The organism is Actinomadura sediminis (assembly GCF_042675525.1).
In the GTDB taxonomy this organism is placed as follows: Bacteria; Actinomycetota; Actinomycetes; order Streptosporangiales; family Streptosporangiaceae; genus Spirillospora; species Spirillospora sediminis.
Genome location: NZ_JBHTJA010000018.1, coordinates 71978 through 93540 on the forward strand (window position 1 = coordinate 71978; position 21563 = coordinate 93540).

The following is a 21563-nucleotide window of genomic DNA, read 5'->3' on the forward strand; positions in this document are numbered from 1 at the left end:
ACTCGGTAGTTCGGCTTAACGTAACGCCGATCGCGCCGCCGCCCGTCGCGCACCGGAGAGGACCCCGATGAACCTGGACCTGGACGCCAAGGCCCGCCTGCTCGCGGGCCGCGACATGTGGACGCTCCCGCCCGCGCCCGAGCTGGGAATCGGGCCGATCGTGATGTCCGACGGGCCGATCGGCGTCCGCGGCCTCGAATGGTCGTCCGCCGACCCCTCCATCGCGCTGCCCAGCCCCACCGCGCTCGCCGCCACCTGGGACGCCGCCCTGCTGCGGCGGGCCGGGGCGCTGCTCGCCCAGGAGGCGCGGCGCAAGGGCGTGCACGTGCTCCTCGCCCCGACCGTCAACCTGCAGCGGTCCCCGCTCGGCGGCCGGCACTTCGAGTGCTTCTCCGAGGACCCCCTGCTCAGCGGCCTGCTCGCGGCCGAGTACGTGCGCGGCGTGCAGGGCGGCGGCGTCGCCGTCACCGTGAAGCACTTCGTCGCGAACGACTTCGAGACCGAGCGGATGACCGCCGACGTCGTCGTGTCCGAACGGGCCCTGCGCGAGCTGTACCTGCGGCCGTTCGAGATCGTCGTGAAGGAGGCCGGGCCGTGGGGCGTCATGGCGTCCTACAACTCGGTCAACGGCACGACGATGAGCGAGAACGACCTGCTCCTCAACCGGGTGCTGCGCGACGAGTGGGGCTTCGACGGGTTCGTCGTGTCCGACTGGTTCGGCGCCCGCGACACCGTCGGCGCGGCACGCGGCGGCCTCGACGTCGCGATGCCCGGCCCCGAGACCGTCTACGGGCCCGCGCTCGCGCGGGCCGTCCGGGCCGGCGAGGTCCCCGAGGAGGTCGTGGACGCGCACGTCCGCCGGGTGATCGACCTCGCGCGCCGCACCGGCGCGACGTCCGGCGCCCGGCCGGCCGGCCCCGGCGAGACCATCGACGGGGTCGCGCTCGCCCGCGAGCTCGCCGCCCGCTCGTTCACCCTGCTCGGCAACGACGGGATCCTGCCGCTCGCCCGCGACGCCCGCATCGCGCTGCTCGGCGGGCTCGCCACCGACGCCCGCGTGATGGGCGGCGGCAGCGCCCAGGTGTTCCCCGCGCACGTCGTCTCCCCGCTCGACGGGCTCACCGCCGCCGGGCTCGACGTCGTGTACGAGCGCGGCGCCGACCCGAGCGTCCGGCTGCCCGCCGCCCGGTTCCCGCTGCGCGCCCGGGCCCGGGACGCGGACGGCGCGCTGCTCGGCGAGGTCCCGCTGGCCGACGGCGAACTGCGCTGGATCGGTGGGCTCCCGGCGGGGATCTCCTTCGACGCCCTGCGGACGGTGACGGTCGACGGGACGTACGTCCCGGACGCCGGCGGGACGCACCGGTTCGAGGTGCAGGGCCTCGGCGCGTTCCGGCTCGAGGTGGACGGCGAGGTCGTGTTCGAGGACGTGATCGAGCCGGAGAGCGACGACGTCTTCGCCGCGTTCATGTTCCCGCCGCCCCGCACCGTCCCCGTCGAGCTGGCGGCGGGCCGCGAGGTCGCCGTCCGGCTCACCTTCACCATGGGCGACGGCCCGGCCGGCCCGTTCCCCGCCGTCAGCTTCACCCTCGCGCACCGCGAGCCGACCCCGCCCGCGGACGAACTGATGGAGCGGGCCGTCGCCGCCGCGGCGGCCGCCGACGTCGCCGTGGTCGTCGTCGGCACGTCCGGCGAGGTGGAGAGCGAGGGCTTCGACCGCACGTCGCTGCGCCTCCCCGGCCGCCAGGACGAGCTGGTCGCGCGCGTCGCCGCCGCGAACCCGCGCACCATCGCGGTCGTCAACGCGGGCTCGCCGGTCGAGCTGCCGTGGCGCGACGACGTCGCGGCCCTGCTGCTGACCTGGTTCCCCGGGCAGGAGGGCGGGCACGCGCTCGCCGACGTGCTGCTCGGCGACCGCGAACCCGGCGGGCGGCTCCCCACCACCTGGCCCGCCGAGCTCGCCGACTGCCCCGTCACGGACGTCACCCCCGCCGACGGCGTCCTGCGCTACGACGAGGGCGTCTTCGTCGGCTACGCCGCCTGGGACCGGGCCGGGACGAAACCCGCGTTCGCCTTCGGGTCCGGGCTCGGCTACACCACCTGGTCGTACGAGGAGGCGAGCTACCGCGCGGGCCGCGCGGGCGGCACGCTGACCGTGCGGGTCCGCAACACCGGCGACCGGCCCGGGCGCGAGGTCGTGCAGACCTACCTCGCGCCCGCCGAACCGGGCCCGGACCGTCCCGCCCGCCGCCTCGCCGGGTTCGCCGTCGCCGAGGCCGCCCCGGGCGCCGACGCGACCGTCGTCATCGAGATCCCGCGCCGCGCCGCCGAGATCTGGACCGACGACGGCTGGCGGCTCGTCCCCGGCGACTACCGCCTCGACACCGGCCGCTCCCTCGGCGACCTCCGGCTGAGCACTCCGCTCGCCCTCTAGGCGACCGGAGGGTGTGCGCTCCGGCCCCTCCCCCCCCCCCCCCCTGGAGGACCACCCCCGATGAACACCCTCCACACCCCCGCCGCGGCGGGCCGCCGCTCGCCGCGGCTGCTCATGCCGATGCTGCTGGTCGGCAACCTGCTGCTGTTCTCGTTCTACGGCGGCGTGATCGGCATCCTGCTGCCGCTGCAGGTCGAGAACGTCGACGCCGCCGACAAGGTGACGAACCTCGGCATCGTCACCGGGATCGGCGCGGTCTTCGCGACGCTCCTCAACCCGATCGGCGGCGCCCTGTCGGACCGGACGCGCTCGCGGTTCGGGCGCCGCAACCCGTACCTGCTCGGCGGCGCCGTCCTCACGCTGGTCTTCGCCGCGGGGATGGGCGCCGCCGAGGTGATCCCGCTGCTGATCGTCGGCTGGTGCCTCGCCCAGGGCATGGGCAACGTGTACCAGGCGGCGCTGACCGCGATCGTCCCCGACCGGGTGCCCGCCGAGCGGCGCGGCTCCGCCTCCGCGATCATGGGGATCGGGCAGCAGGGCGGGCTGCTGCTCGGCATCGTCGTCGCGGGCCGCTTCACCGGGTCGATCCTGCTCGGCTACGTCGTCCTCGGCGCGATGCTCGTCGCCGCGGCCGTCCTCATGGCCGTCTGCACGCACGACCCGCGCCCCGACGAGCTGCCGAAGGACGCGGACGCCGTCCGTCCGGGCCTCCGCGACAACCTGGCGTCGTTCCTGTCGGCGCTGCGGCACGACGACTTCCGCTGGGTGTTCGCGGGCCGCGCGCTGATGATCTTCGGCTACTTCCTGATCATCGGCTACCTGCTGTACCTGCTGAAGGACCACATCGGCGTCCCGGACGGCATGGAACCCGCCGACGGCGTCGCCGTCATCACGCTCGTCAGCACCGTCTCCATGATCGTGTGCACCGCGATCGGCGGCCCGCTGTCCGACCGGCTCGACCGCCGCAAGACCTTCGTGCTCGTCGCGGGCCTCGGCAGCGCCGCGTCCCTGCTGCTGCCGCTGCTCTCCCCGAACTGGGCGACGATGCTGGTGTTCGCGGCCCTCTCCGGCGCGTTCTTCGGCGTCTACATGGCCGTCGACACCGCGATCGTCACGCTCGTCCTGCCCCGCCAGGAGGACGCCGCGCGCGACATGGGCGTCCTCAACATGGCCAACGCGGGCCCGCAGATCGTCGCGCCGTTCGCCGCCGCGCTGGTGATCGGGCTGCTCGGCGGCTACCCGACGCTGTTCGCCGTCGCCGCGATCGCGTCGCTCGCCGGCGCCGTCGCCATCCTCCCCGTCAAGGGCGTGCGCTGACGCGCGCCGGAAGGAGACCCCCTCCATGAAGCTGAAGGTCCACGAACTCGGCGACGGCGAACTCACCGCGATCCTGATCCACGGGGTCATGTCGTCCGCCCGGACGTGGGTGCGGTTCGCGCCGCTGCTGGCCGCCCGCGGCTACCGGGTGCTGATGCCCGACCTGCGCGGCCACGGCGCCAGCCCGCGCGCCGCCGCCTACACGGCGGAGGACTTCGCGGGCGACCTCGTCGAGTCGCTGCCCGCCGGCGCGGACGTCGCGATCGGCCACTCGCTCGGCGCGCTGTCGCTCTCCCTCGCCGTCGCCGACCTGCGCCCCGCCCGCGCCGTCTACAGCGACCCCGCGTGGCGGCTCGGCGGCATCGAACCGGACTCGCCGATGCTCGCGTTCGCCCGCCGCGTCAAGTCGATGGCCCGCGACGACATCGCGCGGCAGAACCCGCGCTGGGCGCCCGAGGACGTCGACGCCGAGAAGGCCGACTACGCCGACTGGGACGTCTCCGTCATCGACGCCCTCCCGGGCTTCGGCGACCGCGTGCCCGGCGGCGCACCGCCCGTCCCGTCCCTCGTCCAGGTCGCCGACCCGAGCGACCTGGTGCCCGCCGACCTCGCCGACACCCTCCGCGGGCGCGGCTTCGAGGTGCGCACCGTCCCGGACACCGGGCACTGCATCCACCGCGACGACCTCGACGCCTTCACGGCGTCCCTGCACGGCTGGATCTGATCCGCGCCCCACCCCCGTCCATCGGTACCCCCACTCCCGAAGGAGACGACCGATGAAGAAAACGCTGATCACCCTCTCCCTGGCGGGGCTCGCGCTCGTCGGCGCGCCGCCCGCCGCCGCCGGCCCCGAACCCGAGCCGCTGCGCATCCTGCTGAGCAACGACGACGGCTACGACGCCCCCGGCATCGAGGCCGTCTACGCCGAGCTCACCGAGGCCGGGCACGACGTCACGATCGTCGCCCCGGCCGGCGACCAGAGCGGCAGGGGCACCGGACGCGCGATCGGCGGGACGGTCGAGGTCGCGCACGTGTCCGAGGACGTCTGGGCCGTGACGGGCACGCCCGGCGACGCGGTCGCGTTCGGGCTCTTCCACGTGTTCAAGGGCGACGAGCCCGACCTCGTGGTGTCCGGGACGAACGCGGGGCAGAACATCGCCGCGCTCGCGAACCACTCGGGCACGGTCGGCGCCGCCGTCACCGCGCTCGAGTACGGCGTCCCCGCCATCGCCGTCAGCACGGAGACGACCTTCACCGGCGGCCCGGAGCCGATGCTGAACGCGCAGCGCCACACCGCCGACTTCGTCGTGAAGCTCGTCGCGGCCCTGCGCGCGAGGGCGGGCGGCGATGCCGGGCTGCTGCCCGAGCACCTCGCGCTCAACGTCAACTACCCGATCGTCGGCGACGACGGCACGCGCCCCGCGACCCGCTGGACGCTGACGGACCAGGACCGGCAGCCGCTGCTCAAGCCGACCTACGTCGACCGGGGCGACGGCACCTACGCGACGGAACTCGACATCGAGGTCCGGGAGCCGGACCGCAGGTCCGACGTCGCGGCCCTCGCCGCCGACCGGATCTCCATCACCCGATCGAGGCGAACTGGGGCACCGGGCCGTTCGCCCACGCCAGAGCGGGCGCGCTGCTGCGCGGCCTGAAGCCGTAGCACCGTGACGTAGCACCCTGACGTAGCACCCTGACCACGGGGACCGCCGGGCGCGCGGCGCCCGGCGGTCCCCGTGGAGCGCGACGGCGGGACGGCCTCGAACACCGCGCGGCGGGCGTCCGGTGAGGGCGCCACCGCCGTACCGGCGGGCATGTGATGTAGGTCACATTCGGGGGCGTCACGCGGGGGTGGGGCCGTTTGTCCCATGGGCGTCACCGGAACAACGCCCTCGGGAGGCCGACCATGAAGAACGACCGGCGCATCGTCATCCTCGGCGGCGGCTACTCGGGCCTGATGACCGCCGTCCGCCTCGCCCGGCGCGCCCGCCGCACCGGCGCCCGCATCACCGTCGTCAACCCCGCCGACCAGTTCGTCGAGCGGCTGCGGACCCACCAGGCCGTGACCGGGCAGGACCTGGCCGTCCTCCGGATCCCCGACCTGCTCGCCGGCACCGGCGTCGCGTTCGTCCGGGCCGCCGCGACCGCCATCGACGCCGACGCCCGCACCGTGACGCTCGACAACGGCACGACGCTCGGGTACGACACCCTCGTGTACGCGATCGGCAGCACCACCGACACCGGCCGGGTCCCGGGCGCCGACGTCCACGCCTTCACCCTCGACGGGGCGCGGGCCGCCGGGTTCGCCGCGCGGCTCCGGGAACTCGGCCCCGGCGACGCCGTCGTGGTCTGCGGCGGCGGGCTGACCGGCATCGAGGCGGCCACCGAGATCGCCGAGTCCCGCCCCGAGCTGCGCGTCACGCTGCTCGGCACGGACCGGCCGGGCGCCATGATGGGAGACCGGGCGCGCGCCCACCTGGACCGGGCCTTGGACCGGCTGGGCGTCACCGTCCGCACCGGCGCCCGCGTCGCCCGGGTCCTCGCCGGGTCCGTCGAACTGGAGGACGGCGCGACCGTCCCCGCCGACGCGTGCCTGTGGACGGCGGGCGTGCGGGCGCCCGCCCTGGCCGCGGACGCCGGGATCACCGTGGACGACCGCGGCATGATCGTCGTCGACGGCACGCTCCGCTCGGTGTCGCACCCGGACGTGCACGCCGTCGGGGACGCCGCCGCGATCCGGCTGGCGTGGGGACGGGTCCACGGCACCTGCCAGAGCGGCATCCCGACCGGCCAGTACACCGCCGACGCGATCGCCCGGCTGCTGCGGGACAGGCCCCTCGCGCCGTTCCGGTTCGGGTACTTCCACCAGCCGGTCAGCCTCGGCCGCCGCGACGCCGTCATCCAGTTCACGCGCCCCGACGACACCCCGCGCCGCGCCTACCTGAAGGGCCGCGCGGCCGTCCTCTACAAGGAGGCCGTCAGCGCGAGCCCGTGGAAGATGTACCGGCTCGGCAAGCGGATGTACGTGACCTCCATCGTTTCCCGGGGCGGCCGGGCGACCCGCGAAGCCGTCCCCTACCGTCCGGCGGAGGACGTTGGAAGCGAGCGCGTTGAAAGCGGGAGCCGATGACCGACGCGATGCCCGGAACGGACCCCTACGACGAGCACCGGCGGCTGCTGTTCGCCACCGCCTACCGGATGCTGGGCAGCGTCGCCGACGCCGAGGACGTCCTGCAGGACGCGTGGCTGAAGTGGAACTCGGCGGACCGCGACGCCGTGCGGAATCCGCGCGCCTACCTGGTGCGCACGGTCACCAACCTGGCGCTGAACCGGCTCACCTCGGCCCGGGCGGCCCGCGAGACCTACGTCGGCCCCTGGCTGCCCGAGCCGCTGCTCACCTCGCCCGACGCGGCCGCGGAAACGGAGATGGCGGAGAACGTGTCCACGGCGATGCTGGTCGTCCTCGAAACCCTGGGCCCCGTCGAACGCGCCGTGTTCGTGCTGCGGGAGGTGTTCGGCTACTCGCACGCCGAGATCGCCGAAGCGCTCGACCGTCCGGAACCGACCGTCCGGCAGATCGCGCGCCGCGCCCGCGCGCACGTCCAGGCCCGGCGGCCCCGCTTCGACACCGACCGGGCGCGCCGCGAGGAGATCACCGAACGGTTCATCGCCGCCTGCTCGGGCGGCGACCTGACCGCCGTCATGGAGCTGCTCGCCCCGGACGTGACCGCCTGGTCCGACGGCGGCGGCAAGATCACCGCCGCCCGCCGCCCGCTGCACGGCGCGGACCACGTGGCCCGCTGGTTCCTCGGCGTCCTCGCCAAGCCCGTGTCGGCCGGCGTCACGCTGGAACCCGCCGTCATCAACGGCGAGACGGGCGTGCTGTTCACCGTCGGGGACGCGCGGGTCGGCGCGCTCACCTTCGGCGTCGCCGACGGCCGCATGCGCGACCTCCGGTTCCAGTTCAACCCGGACAAGCTCTCCGGCCTGAACCGGTGACCGGCGGGCTCAGTCGGTGCCCGACTCCATCGCGGCGCGGTCGAGGAGCTCCTCGCCGTCGACCTCGCCGCGGGACGCGATCGCCTCGGCGCCGCCCGCGGGCATCGCGCCGATCAGCCCGGTCGAGGCCGCCTGGGCGGCGCCGACGAGCGTCGGCTGCGAGCTGCCGACGATGCCGATCCCGGCGTACTGCTCCAGCCGGGCGCGGGAGTCGGCGATGTCGAGGTTGCGCATGGTGAGCTGGCCGATGCGGTCGACGGGGCCGAACGCCGAGTCCTCGGTACGTTCCATCGACAGCTTGTCCGGGTGGTAGCTGAACGCCGGACCGGACGTGTCGAGGATCGAGTAGTCCTCGCCGCGCCGCAGCCGCAGCGTCACCTCCCCGGTGACCGCCGTGCCGACCCAGCGCTGCAGCGACTCGCGCAGCATGAGGGCCTGCGGGTCCAGCCAGCGGCCCTCGTACATGAGCCGGCCGAGGCGGCGGCCCTCGCTGTGGTAGGCGGCGAGCGTGTCCTCGTTGTGGATCGCGTTGACGAGCCGCTCGTAGGCCGCGTGCAGCAGCGCCATCCCGGGCGCCTCGTAGATGCCGCGGCTCTTGGCCTCGATGACCCGGTTCTCGATCTGGTCCGACATGCCCATGCCGTGCCGTCCGCCGATGGCGTTGGCCTCCAGCACGAGGTCCACCGGGGAGGCGAACTCCTTGCCGTTGATCGTGACCGGACGGCCTAGCTCGAAGCCGATCGTCACGTCCTCGGCCGCGATCTCGACCTCCGGGTCCCAGAACCGCACGCCCATGATCGGGTCGACGATCTCGATGCCCGCGTCGAGGTGCTCGAGGGCCTTCGCCTCGTGGGTCGCGCCCCAGATGTTGGCGTCCGTCGAGTACGCCTTCTCGGTGCTGTCCCGGTAGGGCAGGCCGCGGGCCTGGAGCCACTCCGACATCTCGGTGCGGCCGCCGAGCTCGCTGACGAAGTCGGCGTCCAGCCACGGCTTGTAGATCCGCAGCGACGGGTTCGCCAGCAGCCCGTACCGGTAGAACCGCTCGATGTCGTTGCCCTTGAACGTGGACCCGTCGCCCCAGATCTGGACGTCGTCCTCCAGCATCGCGCGCACCAGCAGCGTGCCCGTGACGGCGCGGCCGAGCGGGGTCGTGTTGAAGTACACGCGCCCGCCGGAGCGGATGTGGAACGCGCCGCAGGCGAGCGCGGCGAGGCCCTCCTCGACGAGCGCCGCGCGGCAGTCGACCAGCCGCGCGACCTCCGCGCCGTAGGCGGACGCCCGGCCGGGGACGGACGCGATGTCGGGTTCGTCGTACTGGCCGATGTCGGCGGTGTAGGTGCAGGGCACTGCACCCTTCTCGCGCATCCACGCGACCGCGACCGAGGTGTCGAGGCCGCCGGAGAAGGCGATCCCGACACGTTCGCCGACAGGCAGAGAGGTGAGCACCTTGGACATGAGCACAAGTATGCACGACACTGCATGAACATGCAAAACCGGGACGCGGCCGCAGGTCACGCGTGGTGCCGCAGAACCCGGGTCACCCGCCCGCCTCGCGCGCGAGATCGCCGGCGAGGCCCGCGAGCGACGCGGCCGCCGCGGCGCGCCCCGCCTCGAAGGCCGCCTCCAGCAGCGCGCCGTCGCGCTCCAGCCGCCCCACGTACGGCGCCGAGTCCGGCGGCCGGACCGACAGGATCGCCGGGCCGGACCGGACGGCGTCCGCGTCGTGCTCGGCCAGCAGCCGGTCGTCGGCGGCGAGGCGGTCATTGCGGCCGAGGAACGTCGTCCGCAGCTCCGGCCCGTACCGGCGCAGCCCGAGGCCCGCGACCACCCGCGTCCCCCGCGAGGGCCCGCCGGCGACCGCCCCGTCCGACCGCCGCCGCGACCGCAGCACCAGCACGTGCGTCGCGCCGTCCGCCAGCGCCCGCCGGTACGGGATCGACTCGGCCAGCCCGGCGTCGTAGTACACGCCGTCCCCCACCCGGACGGGCCCGCCCGCCAGCATCGGCAGCGCGGCGCTCGCCCGCAGCGCGAGCCGCAGCGTCGCGGCGTCCGTCACCCGCGAGTGCAGGTCGACGGCCGCGCCCGTGACGACGTCCGTCGCGATCGGGTGGTACTCGACCTCGTTCGCCAGGATCGACGCGAAATCGAGGGGGAAGTCCCGCGTGTAGTGCACCTCGACGAGCCGCTCCACGTTCACGAGCGGACGCCCGAACACCACGTTCCGCCGCCGGATCAGCGCCCGCGCGAACGTCGGGTCCGTCCATCCGCGCAGGCCCTCCGGGCGGGAGCTGAGCAGCCACGCCCCCGAGATCGCCCCCGCGGACGCGCCGTAGACGGCGTCGAACAGCGGCGTCAGCCCCAGCTCGTCGACGGCCATCGCCATGCCCGCCGACACCGTCCCGCGCATCCCGCCGCCCTCGATGGCGAGCGCGACCCGCTCGCCGTCGCCGCGCCGTCCCGTCCGGGCCCGTTCGGCCAGGACCCCCAGCACGCGATGCCGCCCGGCGACGCCTCCGGTGACCGTCACCCGATCCTCCCCCCGTCTGCGGTTTTGAGCATCGACACTGTGCCACATCCGGACATTTCGCCCGCCATCCCGGCTCAGAGCTGCCGCAGGGCACCGCCGTCCACCGCCCACTCGGCCCCGGTCACCTGGCCGGCGAGCGGCGACAGCAGGTACACGATCACGCGGGCGACGTCGTCGGGGGTGCCGAGACGCCCGGTGGGCAGGCGGCGTTCCTCGCGGACGAACCGTTCGATCGCCTGCTCGACCGGCAGGCCGTGCCGGGCCGCGAGCTGATCGGCGAAGCCGCCCGGTTCGTCCCACAACCGGGTCCGCGTCGGCCCCGGCGCCACGACGTTGGACCGCACCCCGCGCGGGCCGAACTCGGTGGCGAGCGTCTTGGACACCGACAGCAACGCCGTCTTGGCCGCCGCGTAGTCGACCAGCGACGGCGCCGGGAACCGCCCCGCCTCGCTCGACACGTGCACGATGCTCCCGGCGCGCCGGTCGAGCATGGCGGGCAGCGCGGCGCGCGCCATCCGCACGGCGGCGTGCAGGTTGAGCTCGAACGTGCCGTGCCAGTCGTCGTCGCCGACGTCGAGGAACCCGGTCCGGGAGGTGAGCGCCCCGGCGTTGTTGACCAGCCCGTCGATACGGCCGTGCCGCTCCAGGACCGTGGCGACGACACGGCGGGCGGCGTCCGACTCGGTGAGGTCCGCGGCGATGCCGTCCTGCCCGCCGCTCCCGCCCCCACCGGCGCGGCGGGCGACGCCGACGGCGCGGGCGCCCTCCGCGCGCAGCAGGGCGGCGGTCGCCGCGCCGATGCCGGCGGACGCCCCGGTGACGATGAAGACCCTGCCCGCGAGTTCCATGTCCATGATCAGGCCTTCCGTCCGGAGAGGCGGCCGAGGAGGGCGGCGGCGAGGAGGGTCCCGGCCACCACGAGCACGGCGTTGACGCCGATGGCGGCCCGGACGCCCGACAGCACCGCGTCGGCGCCCGCCGCGCCGCCCATCGCGGCGGTGGCGACCGCGCTCATGATCGGAGTGCCCATGGTGATGCCGATCTGCTGGCTCATGGTGGCGATCCCGGTGGCGCGGCCCTGCTCGGCGTCCGGCAGCCCGGACGTGGCGGTCACCATGAACGCGACGATCACCAGCATGTTGCCGACGCCGCCGGCGAACGTGCCGGCGAGCAGCAGCCAGATCCAGCCGCCGGACGCGCCCAGCGCGACGAGCGGCAGCGTCGCCGCCGCCTGCAGCAGGCCACCGGCGGCGATGGTGGCGCGGGCGCCGAAGCGGCCGACCGTCCGGCCACCGAGCGTCCCGCCCAGCACGGTGCCGAGGCCCAGCACCCCGAACGCCAGGCCGGTGGCCAGCGGCGAGTAGCCGAGGACCTTCTGCAGGTAGAGGGTCAGCAGGAAGACCAGCGACGTCTCGGTGACGAAGGCGATCAGCCCGGCGGCGTTGCCCCAGACGACGTTGCGGCGCTTCAGCAGGCCGACCGGGATCAGCGGTTCGCCCGCACGCCGCTCGACGAACCAGAACGCCACGACCAGCCCGAGCCCGGCCGCCAGCGCGACCAGGGTGGCCGGAGCCGTCCAGCCGTGCTCACCGGCCTGGGTGAGGCCGAACACCAGCAGCAGCAGGCCGGCGGTGACGGTCACGGCGCCGGGGACGTCCAGCCGGGTCCGCTCCCGGGCCCGGTCCGCACCGATCACGCGGGGCGCGAGCGCGACGACCAGGGCCGCGACCGGCACGTTGATCAGGAAGGCCCAGCGCCACGACAGCAGGCTCGTCAGCAGCCCGCCCAGGATCGCCCCGGCGGTGAACCCGGCCGACATCAGCGCCCCGTTGAGGCCCAGCGCCCGCTCGCGCAGCGGCCCCTCCCGGAACGCGGTGGTCAGCAGCGCGAGCCCGGCCGGCGTGACCGCGGCGGTCGCGAGTCCCTGGAGCACCCGGGCGGCCAGCAGGACCTCCGGGCCCGTCGCCAGCCCGCCCAGCAGGGAGGCCCCGCCGAGCACGGCCATCCCGCCGACGAACAGCCGCTTGCGGCCCACCAGGTCGGCCACCCGGCCGAACAGCAGCGTGAACCCGGCGGCGGCCAGCGCGAACGAGGTGGCGATCCACTGCAGGTTCGCGAGCGAGAACCCGAGGCCCGCGCCGACCTCCGGCAGCGCGACGTTCAGGATCGAGAAGTCCACGGCGACCATGAACTGGGCGCCGAGCAGAAGCGTGAGCAGCAGCCGTTCCCGGCCCGTCATCCGCGGAGCGGACGCGGCGACCGGCGGCGCCGTCGTGGACACGGCCATCATCGTTCCTCCCGTGACCCGCCCTAACGGGTCTGAAGTTCCATTAAGATGAGGGCGACCGTAGCACAGGACTCGCCACTAATGAAACTGGAGTTCCGTTATGACCGACGCAGGGCACGTCCCGGGCTCCGTGCGCCCCGGCGGCCGCACCGCCCGGATCCGCACCGCCGTCCTCCGCGCCGCCGAGGACGCCTTGATCGAGTGCGGCTTCGCGGGCGTCGACCTCGCCGAGATCGCCCGCCGCGCCGAGGTCGGCAAGACGACCGTCTACCGCCGCTGGGGCACCCCGCAGGCCCTGGTCGCCGACCTCCTCCAGGACATGGCCGAACAGTCCGTCCGGCGCACCGAGACCGGCGTCCTCGCGGACGACCTGCGCGCCAACGCCCGGCTCGTCGTGGACACCCTCACCGACCCCCGCCAGGGCGCGCTGTTCAAGGCCGTGATCGCCGCCGCGACCCACGACCGGCGCACCGCGGAGGCCCTGCACCGCTTCTACGCCGCCCGCATCACCGAATGGGCCCCGGTCGTGGACCAGGCGGTCGCCCGCGGCGAGGCCCCCGCCGGCACCGACGCCGCCGAGGTCGTCCGCGCCGTGTCCGCCCCGCTGTACTACCGGTTCCTCGTCAGCGGCGACCCGCTCGACCGCACCGTCGCCGACCGGAGCGCCCACGCCGCCGCCAGCGCGGCCGCCGCCGGCGCGTACGTGCGGTGAACCGGAGGGCGGTTCCGTTATCGTCCCTCTTGATCAATTCCGGAGGGAAACGCCCATGTCCTCGCACCACTTCACCCGCCGCCGTCTCCTCGGCGGAACCGCCGTGGCGGTGGGCGGCGCGCTGCTCGGCCCGCTCCCGTCCGCGCACGCGCGGACCGCTCCCCGCCTCTACACCCGCGCCGAATGGGGCGCCCGGCCGCCCAAGGTCGCGGCGACCGTCCTCGACCGCGCCCCCGACCGCATCGTCGTCCACCACACCGCCACGCCGAACTCCGCGGACCTCTCGCGGCGGCACGCGTTCGCGCTCTCCCGGTCGATCCAGGACTTCCACATGGACGCCAACGGCTGGGACGACACCGGCCAGCAGCTCACGATCAGCCGCGGCGGCCACCTCATGGAGGGCCGCAACCGCAGCCTCGAGGCGATCAACGCCGGCGCGCACGTCATGGGCGCGCACACCCTCGGCCACAACGAGCACACGATCGGCATCGAGAACGAGGGCACCTACATGACCGCCGCGCCCACCCGCGCCCTGTGGTGCCGGCTCGTCGCGACGTGCGCGTGGCTGTGCGACGTCTACGACCTCGACCCGCACACCGCCATCGTCGGCCACCGCGACCACAACGACACCGCCTGCCCCGGCGACGTCCTGTACGCCCTGCTCCCGCAGCTCCGCGCCCAGGTCGCCGCCCGCCCGTCCGCACCGCGCCTCGCGGCGCCCGCGCGTCCCGCCCCCAGCGGCCTGCCCGGCCCCCGCCACCGCTTCGACCACGGCCCCGCCCGCTGACGGACCCCCGGCCACCGGCCGGCCCGCACGGCCTCCGCGCAGGCGGCCCGCAGCCGGTCGGTGGCCCGCGGGGCGTCCGGGTCCGGCCGCGGCACGCCCAGGTGCCGCTCGCGCAGCTCGTCCATCATCGCCGCCACCAGCTCGGGCCCCCCGTCGCGGAGCAGCGCGACGAGCTCACCTCGCACCTCTACGACAGCCGGGGCAATGCGATCGTCAGCCGTCTCGTGGCGCGCGGCGACGTCTGGACCCACAAGTCCCACAAACCGCCCAAGAACCGGCTCACCACCGGACGGACATCCCCGAACACGAACCCCGCGGATGGCCGGGGGGCGTGGGAGCGAAGCCCTCACATCGGGGTCCGGGGGTCGCCCCCCGGGTAAAATGACGAGAAGCAGTGGGGAAAGAGCCAAAGGCTCTGACCACACTGCTTCCAGCTTCGAGTGGGCGAGGAGGGATTTGAACCCTCACATCCTCTCGGACACACGGACCTGAACCGTGCGCGTCTGCCGTTCCGCCACTCGCCCGCGAGTGTCGTCCCGTCTCCGGGTGCTCGAAAAGGCTAGCACGTACTGAGCAGTGGTCTGACAACTCGATACTTCGAACGAACCTTTGCACCGATACGATCGTCTACCAGTGGGGAAGGGAGGTGCCCGTGGGCGTCATTCAGCGCTTCGAGCGACGGCTCGAGGGCATGGTCGAAGGGGCCTTCGCCCGTGCCTTCAAGTCTGAGCTGCAGCCGGTCGAGGTGGCCAGTGCTGTACAGCGCGAGATGGACGATCGGGCGGCGATCGTGGCGCAGGGCCGCACGCTGGTTCCGAACGACTTCGTCGTCGACATCTCTCAGCAGGACGGGCAGCGGCTGCAGGTCTACGCGGACAGCCTGAGCCAGGAGCTGGCGAACCTGGCCCGGGAGTACGCGAAGGAGCAGGGGTACTCCTTCGTGGGTCCGGTGCGCGTCCGGTTCGAGAACACTGACGACCTGGCCACGGGCATGTTCCGGATCAGGTCGGGCGTGATCAGGGGTTCGACGGTCGAGGGCGGGGAGATCCGCGGCTCGTCGAGCAACATGCCGCAGAGCGGCGGCGGGGCCTTCGGCGGGCACCCGCGGCTGCTGGTGACGACCGCGGTGGAGGGCGCCGACGCCACCCAGCGGACGTACGAGATCAACACGCCCGTGACCCTGCTCGGCCGTGGCACCGACTGCGATCTGCGTCTTGTCGATCCGGGCGTATCACGGCACCATGCCGAGATCCGCGTAGAAGGTCCCGAAATCGTGCTCGTGGATCTAGGGTCGACCAACGGCTCGTTCGTGAACGGGCAGCCGATCCGGCGGGTGACGCTGGTCGACGGCTCCCGGGTCACGATGGGCCGGACCACACTCGTGTTCCGCCGCGATAGGGAGTAACCCCGACTCCGATGTCCCCATTCACCCTCACGCTGATCAAGCTGGCGTTCCTCGCGGTGCTCTGGCTCTTCGTCATCGCGGCCGTCGGTGTGATCAGGGCCGACCTGTTCGGCTCGAAGGCCGCGACGCGCGCGGCCTCGCGCGCGGCGGCGCCGCGCCCGCAGAAGGCGGCGGCGCGCCCGCCGCGCGCACCGCAGCCGCCGCCGGCGCCGCACGGCGGCGCCCAGCAGGGCGCGCCGACGAAGCTCGTCGTCGTGCAGGGCGAACGGGCGGGCACCGTCATCGACCTCACCGGGGTGCCCATCACCATCGGCCGGGCGAATGACGCCACACTCGTCGTGACCGACGACTACGCTTCCAGCCGACATGCCCGGATTTATGCCCAGGACGGTCAGTGGATCGTGGAAGATCTCGGCTCGACCAATGGGACTTACCTCGGACGCACGAAGGTGACCCGGCCGATGCCGGTCCCGCCGGGCGTTCCCGTCCGTATCGGCAAGACCGTGATCGAGCTGCGCAAATGACTCTGGGAATCCGCTACGCCGCGCGCTCCGACGTCGGCATGCTGCGCGAGGGCAACGAGGACTCGGCGTACGCGGGCGCGCACCTGCTCGCCGTGGCCGACGGGATGGGCGGGCACGTCGGCGGGGAGATCGCCAGCGCCGCGGCCATCGAGGCGCTGCGCCGGCTCGACAAGGACCTCCCGGCGAACGAGCTGCTGGCGGCGCTCGAGCACACGGTCAAGGCCGCGAACGACAACCTGCACCGGATCGTGGAGTCCGATCCCGCGCTGCAGGGCATGGGCACGACACTGACGGCGATGCTGTGGGCGGGCGACCAGGTGGCGCTCGTCCACATCGGCGACTCGCGGGCGTACCTGCTGCGCGACGGCAGCCTGTTCCAGATCACGCACGACCACACGCTCGTCCAGTCGCTGGTGGACGAGGGGCGGATCAGCCCGGACGAGGCCGCGTCGCATCCGCAGCGGTCGCTGCTGCTGCGGGCGCTGGACGGGCGCGGCGAGGTCGACCCGGACCTGTCGCTGCGGGAGGCGCAGGTCGGCGACCGGTACCTGCTGTGCTCGGACGGCCTGTCGGGCGTCGTCACCGCGGAGACGATCTTCCAGGTGCTGACGGACGTGGACGAGCCGGAGCAGGCCGTCCGGCAGCTCATCGACCTCGCGAACCGGGGCGGCGGCCCGGACAACATCACGTGCGTGGTGGCGGACGTCATCGACCTGGACCGGCAGCCGCCGACGGGCGGGCCCGGGCAGGCGGTCGGGGCGGCGGCGAACGCGTCGCCGCCGGAGCCGCCCGGCGGCCCGGGGACGACGCTGCCCGCGGGGCCCGCGGACACGCCGGCGAGCCGGGCCGCGCAGCTCCGCGACACGCGGCCGCAGCCGCCGGTGGCGGTGGACGAGATGCCGCCGCCGATGGCGTCGGCCGACCCGGTCGCCGAGCCGATGGCCGAGCAGCTCCCGCCGCCGCAGGCCGCGCCCGCGAAGGCACGGCGGGGCGGCGGCGTCCGGAGGTGGGCGTGGCTGCTGGTCGTCACCGGCGTCGTGGTGCTCGGGATCGGCGCCGGCGGTTTCGTGCTGCTGCAGAACGTGAAGAGCGGCTACTACATCGGCTCTGAGGACGGGCGGGTCGTGCTGTACCGGGGGACGCCGCAGGACGTGCCGGGGCTCGACCTGTCGCGCAAGGCGGCCGCGAAGGACCAGCCGAACCCGCCGATCATGCTGGAGGACCTGCCGCAGGCGCAGCGTCAGCAGGTCGAGAAGACCTACACGGTGGAGGGCCCGGGGGCCGTGCAGAAGCTCCAGCGGAGCGTCTGCAAGTACGTGGTGACCGCGGAGAAGGACAACGTCGTCATCGTCAAGGGCGCGGACCAGCAGAACTGCGAGCAGACGAAGATCACCGGGAGTGAGATCCGGGTGAGCGAGCTGCCCGCCGAGGACGCCGCGGCGGTGACGGGCGGCAAGCTGGTGTTCGCCGGCGAGCAGGAGGCCCAGGCGAAGCTGCAGGAGCTCGGCAACCGCCGGGACGCCTGCAAGACGGGCGACTCGAACATCGAGGGCTGTCCGTCCGATGGGGGGACGCCCAGGTGAGTTCGCTCGGGGAGCAGATCAGGGCGCGGCTGCCGTACCAGCGGCGGAACGCCGCGTCCCTGGCGCTGCTCGTCTTCGCGATGGTCCTGACGCTGTCGGCGTTCGCGGAGGTCGGCCTCGCGCGGGACGGCAGCATCCCGGCGGGGCTGTTCGGCTACGGCGGCGGCCTGGCGGTGCTGGCGATCGCGGCGTTCTTCGTGCAGACGAAGTTCGCGCCGTACTCCGACCCGCTGCTGCTGCCGCTGGCGGTGGCGCTGAACGGCATCGGCCTCGCGATGATCTACCGGCTCGACCTGGACACCAGCGCCGACTGGAAGCAGGCGGCGCTGAACGGCCGGGTGCTGGAGGACGCCGCGAACGCGCCGGATCAGCTGATGTGGACGTTCGTCGGCATCGGAATGTTCGTCGCGGCCCTGCTGATCATGCGGGACACCGACAAGAGCGACGCCCCGCTGTCGTTCACGCCCAAGACGGCGCAGCGCTACACGTACCTCATCGGGCTCGGCGCGCTCATCATGCTGCTGCTGCCGATCGTCCCGGGCCTGGGCAACACGGTCAACGGCGCGCGGGTGTGGATCCAGATCCCCGGTATCGGCGGGTTGCAGCCCGCCGAGTTCGCGAAGCTGATGATGGTCGCGTTCTTCGCCGGCTACCTGGTGAACAAGCGGCAGGCGATGTCGCTGATCGGCAAGAAGGTCGGCCCGTTCAGCTTCCCGCGCCTGCGCGACCTCGGGCCGGTCCTGGTGATCTGGTTCTTCTGCCTGGGCGTGCTGTTCGTGCAGAAGGACCTCGGTACCGCGCTGCTGTTCTTCGGCCTGTTCGTGTCGATGCTCTACATCGCCACGCAGCGGCTGTCGTGGATCATGATCGGTCTCGGGCTGCTGGCGGTCGGCGTGTTCGTCGCGATGCAGCTCCCGTTCATGGGCCACGTCGACCAGCGGATCAGCATCTGGCAGAACCCCGAGCCGTACTTCGACGGCGGCTGCCTGCTGGACAGCGGCAAGGTCGTCCCGGTCAACCCGAACACCGAGATCTTCCAGAAGTTCAAGGACGCGGGCTCCGACGCTCCGGGCATCGCGGCCTGCCAAGAGCTGGGCGGCGCGTTCTCCGACAGCCGGCAGCTGATGATGGGCCTGTTCTCGCTGGGCGAGGGCGGTGTGCTCGGCACGGGCCTCGGCCAGGGCGAGCCGTGGCGGACGCCGTTGGCGTTCAGCGACTTCATCTTCACCTCGATCGGCGAAGAGGTCGGGCTGACGGGCCTGATGGCGCTCCTGCTGATGTACGCGCTGATCGTCCAGCGCGGCATGAAGACGGCCGTGGCGGCGCGGGACTCGTACCTGAAGCTGTTCGCGGGCGGCGTCTCGTTCGTCCTGGCGCTCCAGGTGTTCGTGATCGTCGGCGGTGTCACGAAGCTGATCCCGCTGACGGGCCTGACGACGCCGTTCATGTCGCAGGGCGGTTCGTCGATGATGGCGAACTGGATCCTGATCGCGATCCTGGTGCGGATGAGCCACGACGCGCGCAAGCCCGCCCCCCAGGCCATCCAGGACGAGGGAATGACCCAGATCGTGAGCACGAGGTGATCCGCCTCCCATGAACATGGACAAGCCGACCCGGCGCGTGGCGATCTTCGCGTTGCTGCTGATGTTCGCGCTGATGGCGCAGATCAATTACGTGCAGGGCAGCCAGGCCGAGGATCTGCGGACCAACGCGAACAACCCCCGGCTGTACTCCGACATCTTCAAGACGCCGCGCGGGCAGATCAGCGCGGGCGGCGAGGTGCTGGTGTCGTCCGAGGCGATCGACGAAGAGAAGTACGGCCGCGTCTACAAGGACGGGCCGGTCTTCTTCCCCGTCACCGGCTACTTCCAGGGCGGCGCCACGCAGGTGGAGCGCGCGTACTCGGGGCTGCTGTCCGGGGACGACAGCCGGATCAGGAACCAGCGCTGGTTCGACACGTTCATCGGCAAGGAGGCCGAGGGCGCCGACCTGGAGCTGTCGATCGACCCGAAGGCGCAGCGCACCGCGTACGAGCAGCTGAAGCGGGCGACGGCGCCGGGCCGCCGCGGCGGCGCGGTCGTCATGGACGTGGAGACGGGCGCGATCAAGGTGGCCGCGTCGTGGCCGTCGGCCGACCCGAACGAGTTCGCCAACGACCCGACGGCGGACAGGAGCGGCGAGCGGCTGGAGGCGCTGAACAAGGGCGACGGCGTGCAGAAGCCGCTGATCGACAACGCGTTCAGCCAGACGTTCCCGCCCGGTTCGTCGTTCAAGGTCCTGATGGCGGCGCTGGGGCTGGCGGACGGGATGGAGGCCGGCACTCAGGTCGACACCAGTGACCTGATCCTGCCGGAGTCGGGCATTTCGCTGCCGGACTCGCACGAGAACGGCGCCTGCGGCGGCCGCGCGCCGCTGCGGGCGGCGTTCGTCGAGTCCTGCAACAGCTCGTTCGGCCGGATGGCGATGGATCTCACCATCCAGAAGCTGCACGACGGCGGGGAGAAGTTCGGGTTCGGCGACCGGGTCGAGATCGAGCCGAACTTCTTCGCCGCGCAGAGCGCGATCCCGGTGGAGGTCACCACCGCGGACGGCAAGACCGTCAAGACCGGACTGGACGCGACGGCCCGCTCCGGCATCGGGCAGGAGAACGTGCGGTCCACGCCGCTGCAGATGGCGATGGTCGCGGCGGCGGTCGCCAACGACGGCGTGATCATGAAGCCGTACGTGGTGGAGAAGGGGCTGGCGCAGGACCAGAGCGAGGTCTACAGCGCGGACCCGCAGGAGTACAAGAAGGCGATGTCGGAGGGCGACGCGAAGGAGCTCCAGGACTGGATGCGCGGCGTCGTCACCGAGGGCACCGCTACCAACCTGCGGGGCATGAACATCGCGGGCAAGACCGGTACCGCCGAGCAGACCCCCTTCCCCAACGCCCGCTGGTTCGTCGGGTTCAGCCCGATGGACGACCCGAAGTACGCGTTCGCCGTCATGACGGAGGGCCCGGGCTCGGGCGGCAGCGCCGCCGGCCCGGTGGCGGGCGCCATCATGCGGCAGGTGCTGAAGTAGTGAGCGCGGGCCTCGTCCTGAACGACCGGTACCGGCTGCGGGAGCGGCTGGCCACCGGTGGGATGGGCGAGGTCTGGCGGGCCCGGGACGAGCAGCTCGGCCGGGACGTCGCGGTGAAGCTGCTGCGCCTCGAACTGGACGACGACGCGCGGGCGCACTGGCGGTTCGAGGCCGAGGGACGGTTCGCGGCGGCGCTGCGGCACGACGGGATCGCGCAGGCGTTCGACTTCGGCCACCAGCACGGCCGGACGTACCTGGTGATGGAGCTGGTGCCGGGCGAGCCGCTCGACGAGATCCTCGCCCGGGACGGCGGGCTCCCGCTGGAGGCCGTCCTGGACCTGCTGGTGCAGGCGGGACGGGCGCTGTCGGCGGCGCACGACGCGGGGATCGTGCACCGCGACGTGAAGCCGGCGAACCTGATGATCTCCCCGACCGGGACGCTGAAGCTGACCGACTTCGGGATCGCGCGGCGGCTCGCGGAGGCGTCGCAGACGCAGACCGGCATGGTCATGGGCACCGCGCACTACATCTCGCCGGAGCAGGCGTCGGCGGGCGAGCTGACCCCCGCCGCCGACCTGTACTCGCTGGGCGTGGTGGCGTACGAGTGCCTGGTGGGCGCGCCGCCGTTCGACGGCGCCACGCCGGTCGAGGTCGCGATGAAGCATGTCCGGGACGCGCCGCGGCCGCTGCCCGCGCGCGTGCCGGAGCCGGCCCGCGCGCTCATCATGGAGATGCTCGCGAAGGCGCCGGAGGAGCGGCCGCCGAGCGCGACGGCGGTCGCCGACCGGGCGCTGCGGATCCGTGCGTCCCTCAGCACGGGACGGCCACTGCGCACCGAGCCGCCCGCGGCGGGCGCCGTGCCCGGCGCGTCCCGCCCCGGCGCGACCGCCGGCGCGTTCGGGACGCCCGCCGCCGCCCGGACGCCCGC

18 protein-coding genes and 1 tRNA gene are annotated in these 21563 nt (G+C 73.4%); 14 read left to right on the plus strand and 5 right to left on the minus strand.

Features of this window, described 5'->3' with window-relative positions; genetic code table 11:
* The first annotated feature begins 67 nt into the window (after positions 1-67).
* The 6 genes from ACFQ11_RS12655 to ACFQ11_RS12680 all read left to right on the plus strand — a co-directional run bounded on the left by ACFQ11_RS12655 (position 68) and on the right by ACFQ11_RS12680 (position 7747).
* Positions 68-2431, plus strand: coding sequence for a beta-glucosidase H (locus tag ACFQ11_RS12655; protein WP_378298464.1), 2364 nt, complete (start codon positions 68-70; stop codon positions 2429-2431).
* A gap of 60 nt (positions 2432-2491) precedes the next feature.
* Positions 2492-3748 (plus strand): MFS transporter, encoded by a 1257-nt coding sequence (locus ACFQ11_RS12660; protein WP_378298465.1) that lies wholly within the window; start codon positions 2492-2494, stop codon positions 3746-3748.
* A gap of 25 nt (positions 3749-3773) precedes the next feature.
* A complete protein-coding gene (locus tag ACFQ11_RS12665) occupies positions 3774-4472 on the plus strand; it encodes an alpha/beta fold hydrolase (RefSeq protein ID WP_378298466.1) in 699 nt (232 codons plus the stop codon).
* Positions 4473-4524: 52 nt separating this feature from the next.
* Positions 4525-5403: a 5'/3'-nucleotidase SurE gene (gene surE / locus ACFQ11_RS12670; RefSeq protein ID WP_378298467.1), complete on the plus strand. Its 879-nt coding sequence runs from the start codon at positions 4525-4527 to the stop codon at positions 5401-5403.
* A gap of 251 nt (positions 5404-5654) precedes the next feature.
* Positions 5655-6878 (plus strand): NAD(P)/FAD-dependent oxidoreductase, encoded by a 1224-nt coding sequence (locus ACFQ11_RS12675; RefSeq protein WP_378298468.1) that lies wholly within the window; start codon positions 5655-5657, stop codon positions 6876-6878.
* Positions 6875-7747: an RNA polymerase sigma-70 factor gene (locus ACFQ11_RS12680; protein WP_378298469.1), complete on the plus strand. Its 873-nt coding sequence runs from the start codon at positions 6875-6877 to the stop codon at positions 7745-7747. Before ACFQ11_RS12675 ends, ACFQ11_RS12680 begins: the two co-directional genes overlap by 4 nt.
* Positions 7748-7756: 9 nt before the next feature.
* Here the strand turns inward: ACFQ11_RS12680 and argG are convergent, their stop codons facing one another.
* The 4 genes from argG to ACFQ11_RS12700 form a co-directional block, all read right to left on the minus strand.
* Entirely contained in the window at positions 7757-9202 is a 1446-nt protein-coding gene (gene argG, locus ACFQ11_RS12685; RefSeq protein WP_378298470.1) for an argininosuccinate synthase, read from the minus strand.
* 82 nt (positions 9203-9284) lie between these two features.
* Entirely contained in the window at positions 9285-10274 is a 990-nt protein-coding gene (locus ACFQ11_RS12690; RefSeq protein WP_378298471.1) for a patatin-like phospholipase family protein, read from the minus strand.
* A gap of 74 nt (positions 10275-10348) precedes the next feature.
* A complete protein-coding gene (locus ACFQ11_RS12695; RefSeq protein WP_378298472.1) occupies positions 10349-11128 on the minus strand; it encodes an SDR family NAD(P)-dependent oxidoreductase in 780 nt (259 codons plus the stop codon).
* A 2-nt stretch (positions 11129-11130) separates the two neighbouring features.
* Positions 11131-12555: an MFS transporter gene (locus tag ACFQ11_RS12700; RefSeq protein WP_378298473.1), complete on the minus strand. Its 1425-nt coding sequence runs from the start codon at positions 12553-12555 to the stop codon at positions 11131-11133.
* 106 nt (positions 12556-12661) lie between these two features.
* On the opposite strand from ACFQ11_RS12700, the gene ACFQ11_RS12705 reads away from it, so the two are divergent.
* Both ACFQ11_RS12705 and ACFQ11_RS12710 read left to right on the plus strand, forming a co-directional pair.
* Positions 12662-13273: a TetR/AcrR family transcriptional regulator gene (locus ACFQ11_RS12705; RefSeq protein WP_378298474.1), complete on the plus strand. Its 612-nt coding sequence runs from the start codon at positions 12662-12664 to the stop codon at positions 13271-13273.
* A gap of 55 nt (positions 13274-13328) precedes the next feature.
* Positions 13329-14060: a peptidoglycan recognition protein family protein gene (locus ACFQ11_RS12710; RefSeq protein WP_378298475.1), complete on the plus strand. Its 732-nt coding sequence runs from the start codon at positions 13329-13331 to the stop codon at positions 14058-14060.
* Between the two features lie 441 nt (positions 14061-14501).
* On the opposite strand, the gene ACFQ11_RS12715 is transcribed toward ACFQ11_RS12710, so the two are convergent.
* Positions 14502-14584, minus strand: a tRNA-Leu gene (locus tag ACFQ11_RS12715).
* A 128-nt stretch (positions 14585-14712) separates the two neighbouring features.
* Between ACFQ11_RS12715 and ACFQ11_RS12720 the strand changes: the two genes are divergently transcribed.
* The 6 genes from ACFQ11_RS12720 to ACFQ11_RS12745 all read left to right on the plus strand — a co-directional run.
* A complete protein-coding gene (locus tag ACFQ11_RS12720) occupies positions 14713-15465 on the plus strand; it encodes an FhaA domain-containing protein (RefSeq protein ID WP_378298476.1) in 753 nt (250 codons plus the stop codon).
* An 11-nt stretch (positions 15466-15476) separates the two neighbouring features.
* Positions 15477-15989, plus strand: coding sequence for an FHA domain-containing protein FhaB/FipA (locus tag ACFQ11_RS12725; protein ID WP_378298477.1), 513 nt, complete (start codon positions 15477-15479; stop codon positions 15987-15989).
* The gene (locus ACFQ11_RS12730) at positions 15986-17572 is read left to right on the plus strand and encodes a Stp1/IreP family PP2C-type Ser/Thr phosphatase (RefSeq protein WP_378298478.1); all 1587 of its coding nucleotides are present in this window, start codon (positions 15986-15988) and stop codon (positions 17570-17572) included. The genes ACFQ11_RS12725 and ACFQ11_RS12730 overlap by 4 nt, the downstream gene beginning before the upstream one ends.
* Positions 17569-19155 carry an FtsW/RodA/SpoVE family cell cycle protein gene (locus tag ACFQ11_RS12735; RefSeq protein WP_378298479.1) on the plus strand — a complete coding sequence of 529 codons (1587 nt, stop codon included), beginning with the start codon at positions 17569-17571 and terminating at the stop codon, positions 19153-19155. The genes ACFQ11_RS12730 and ACFQ11_RS12735 overlap by 4 nt, the downstream gene beginning before the upstream one ends.
* A 10-nt stretch (positions 19156-19165) precedes the next feature.
* Positions 19166-20635 carry a penicillin-binding transpeptidase domain-containing protein gene (locus ACFQ11_RS12740; protein ID WP_378298480.1) on the plus strand — a complete coding sequence of 490 codons (1470 nt, stop codon included), beginning with the start codon at positions 19166-19168 and terminating at the stop codon, positions 20633-20635.
* Positions 20635-21563: serine/threonine-protein kinase (locus ACFQ11_RS12745; RefSeq protein ID WP_378298481.1), on the plus strand; the 929-nt coding region annotated here is incomplete at its 3' end. The genes ACFQ11_RS12740 and ACFQ11_RS12745, both read left to right, overlap by 1 nt.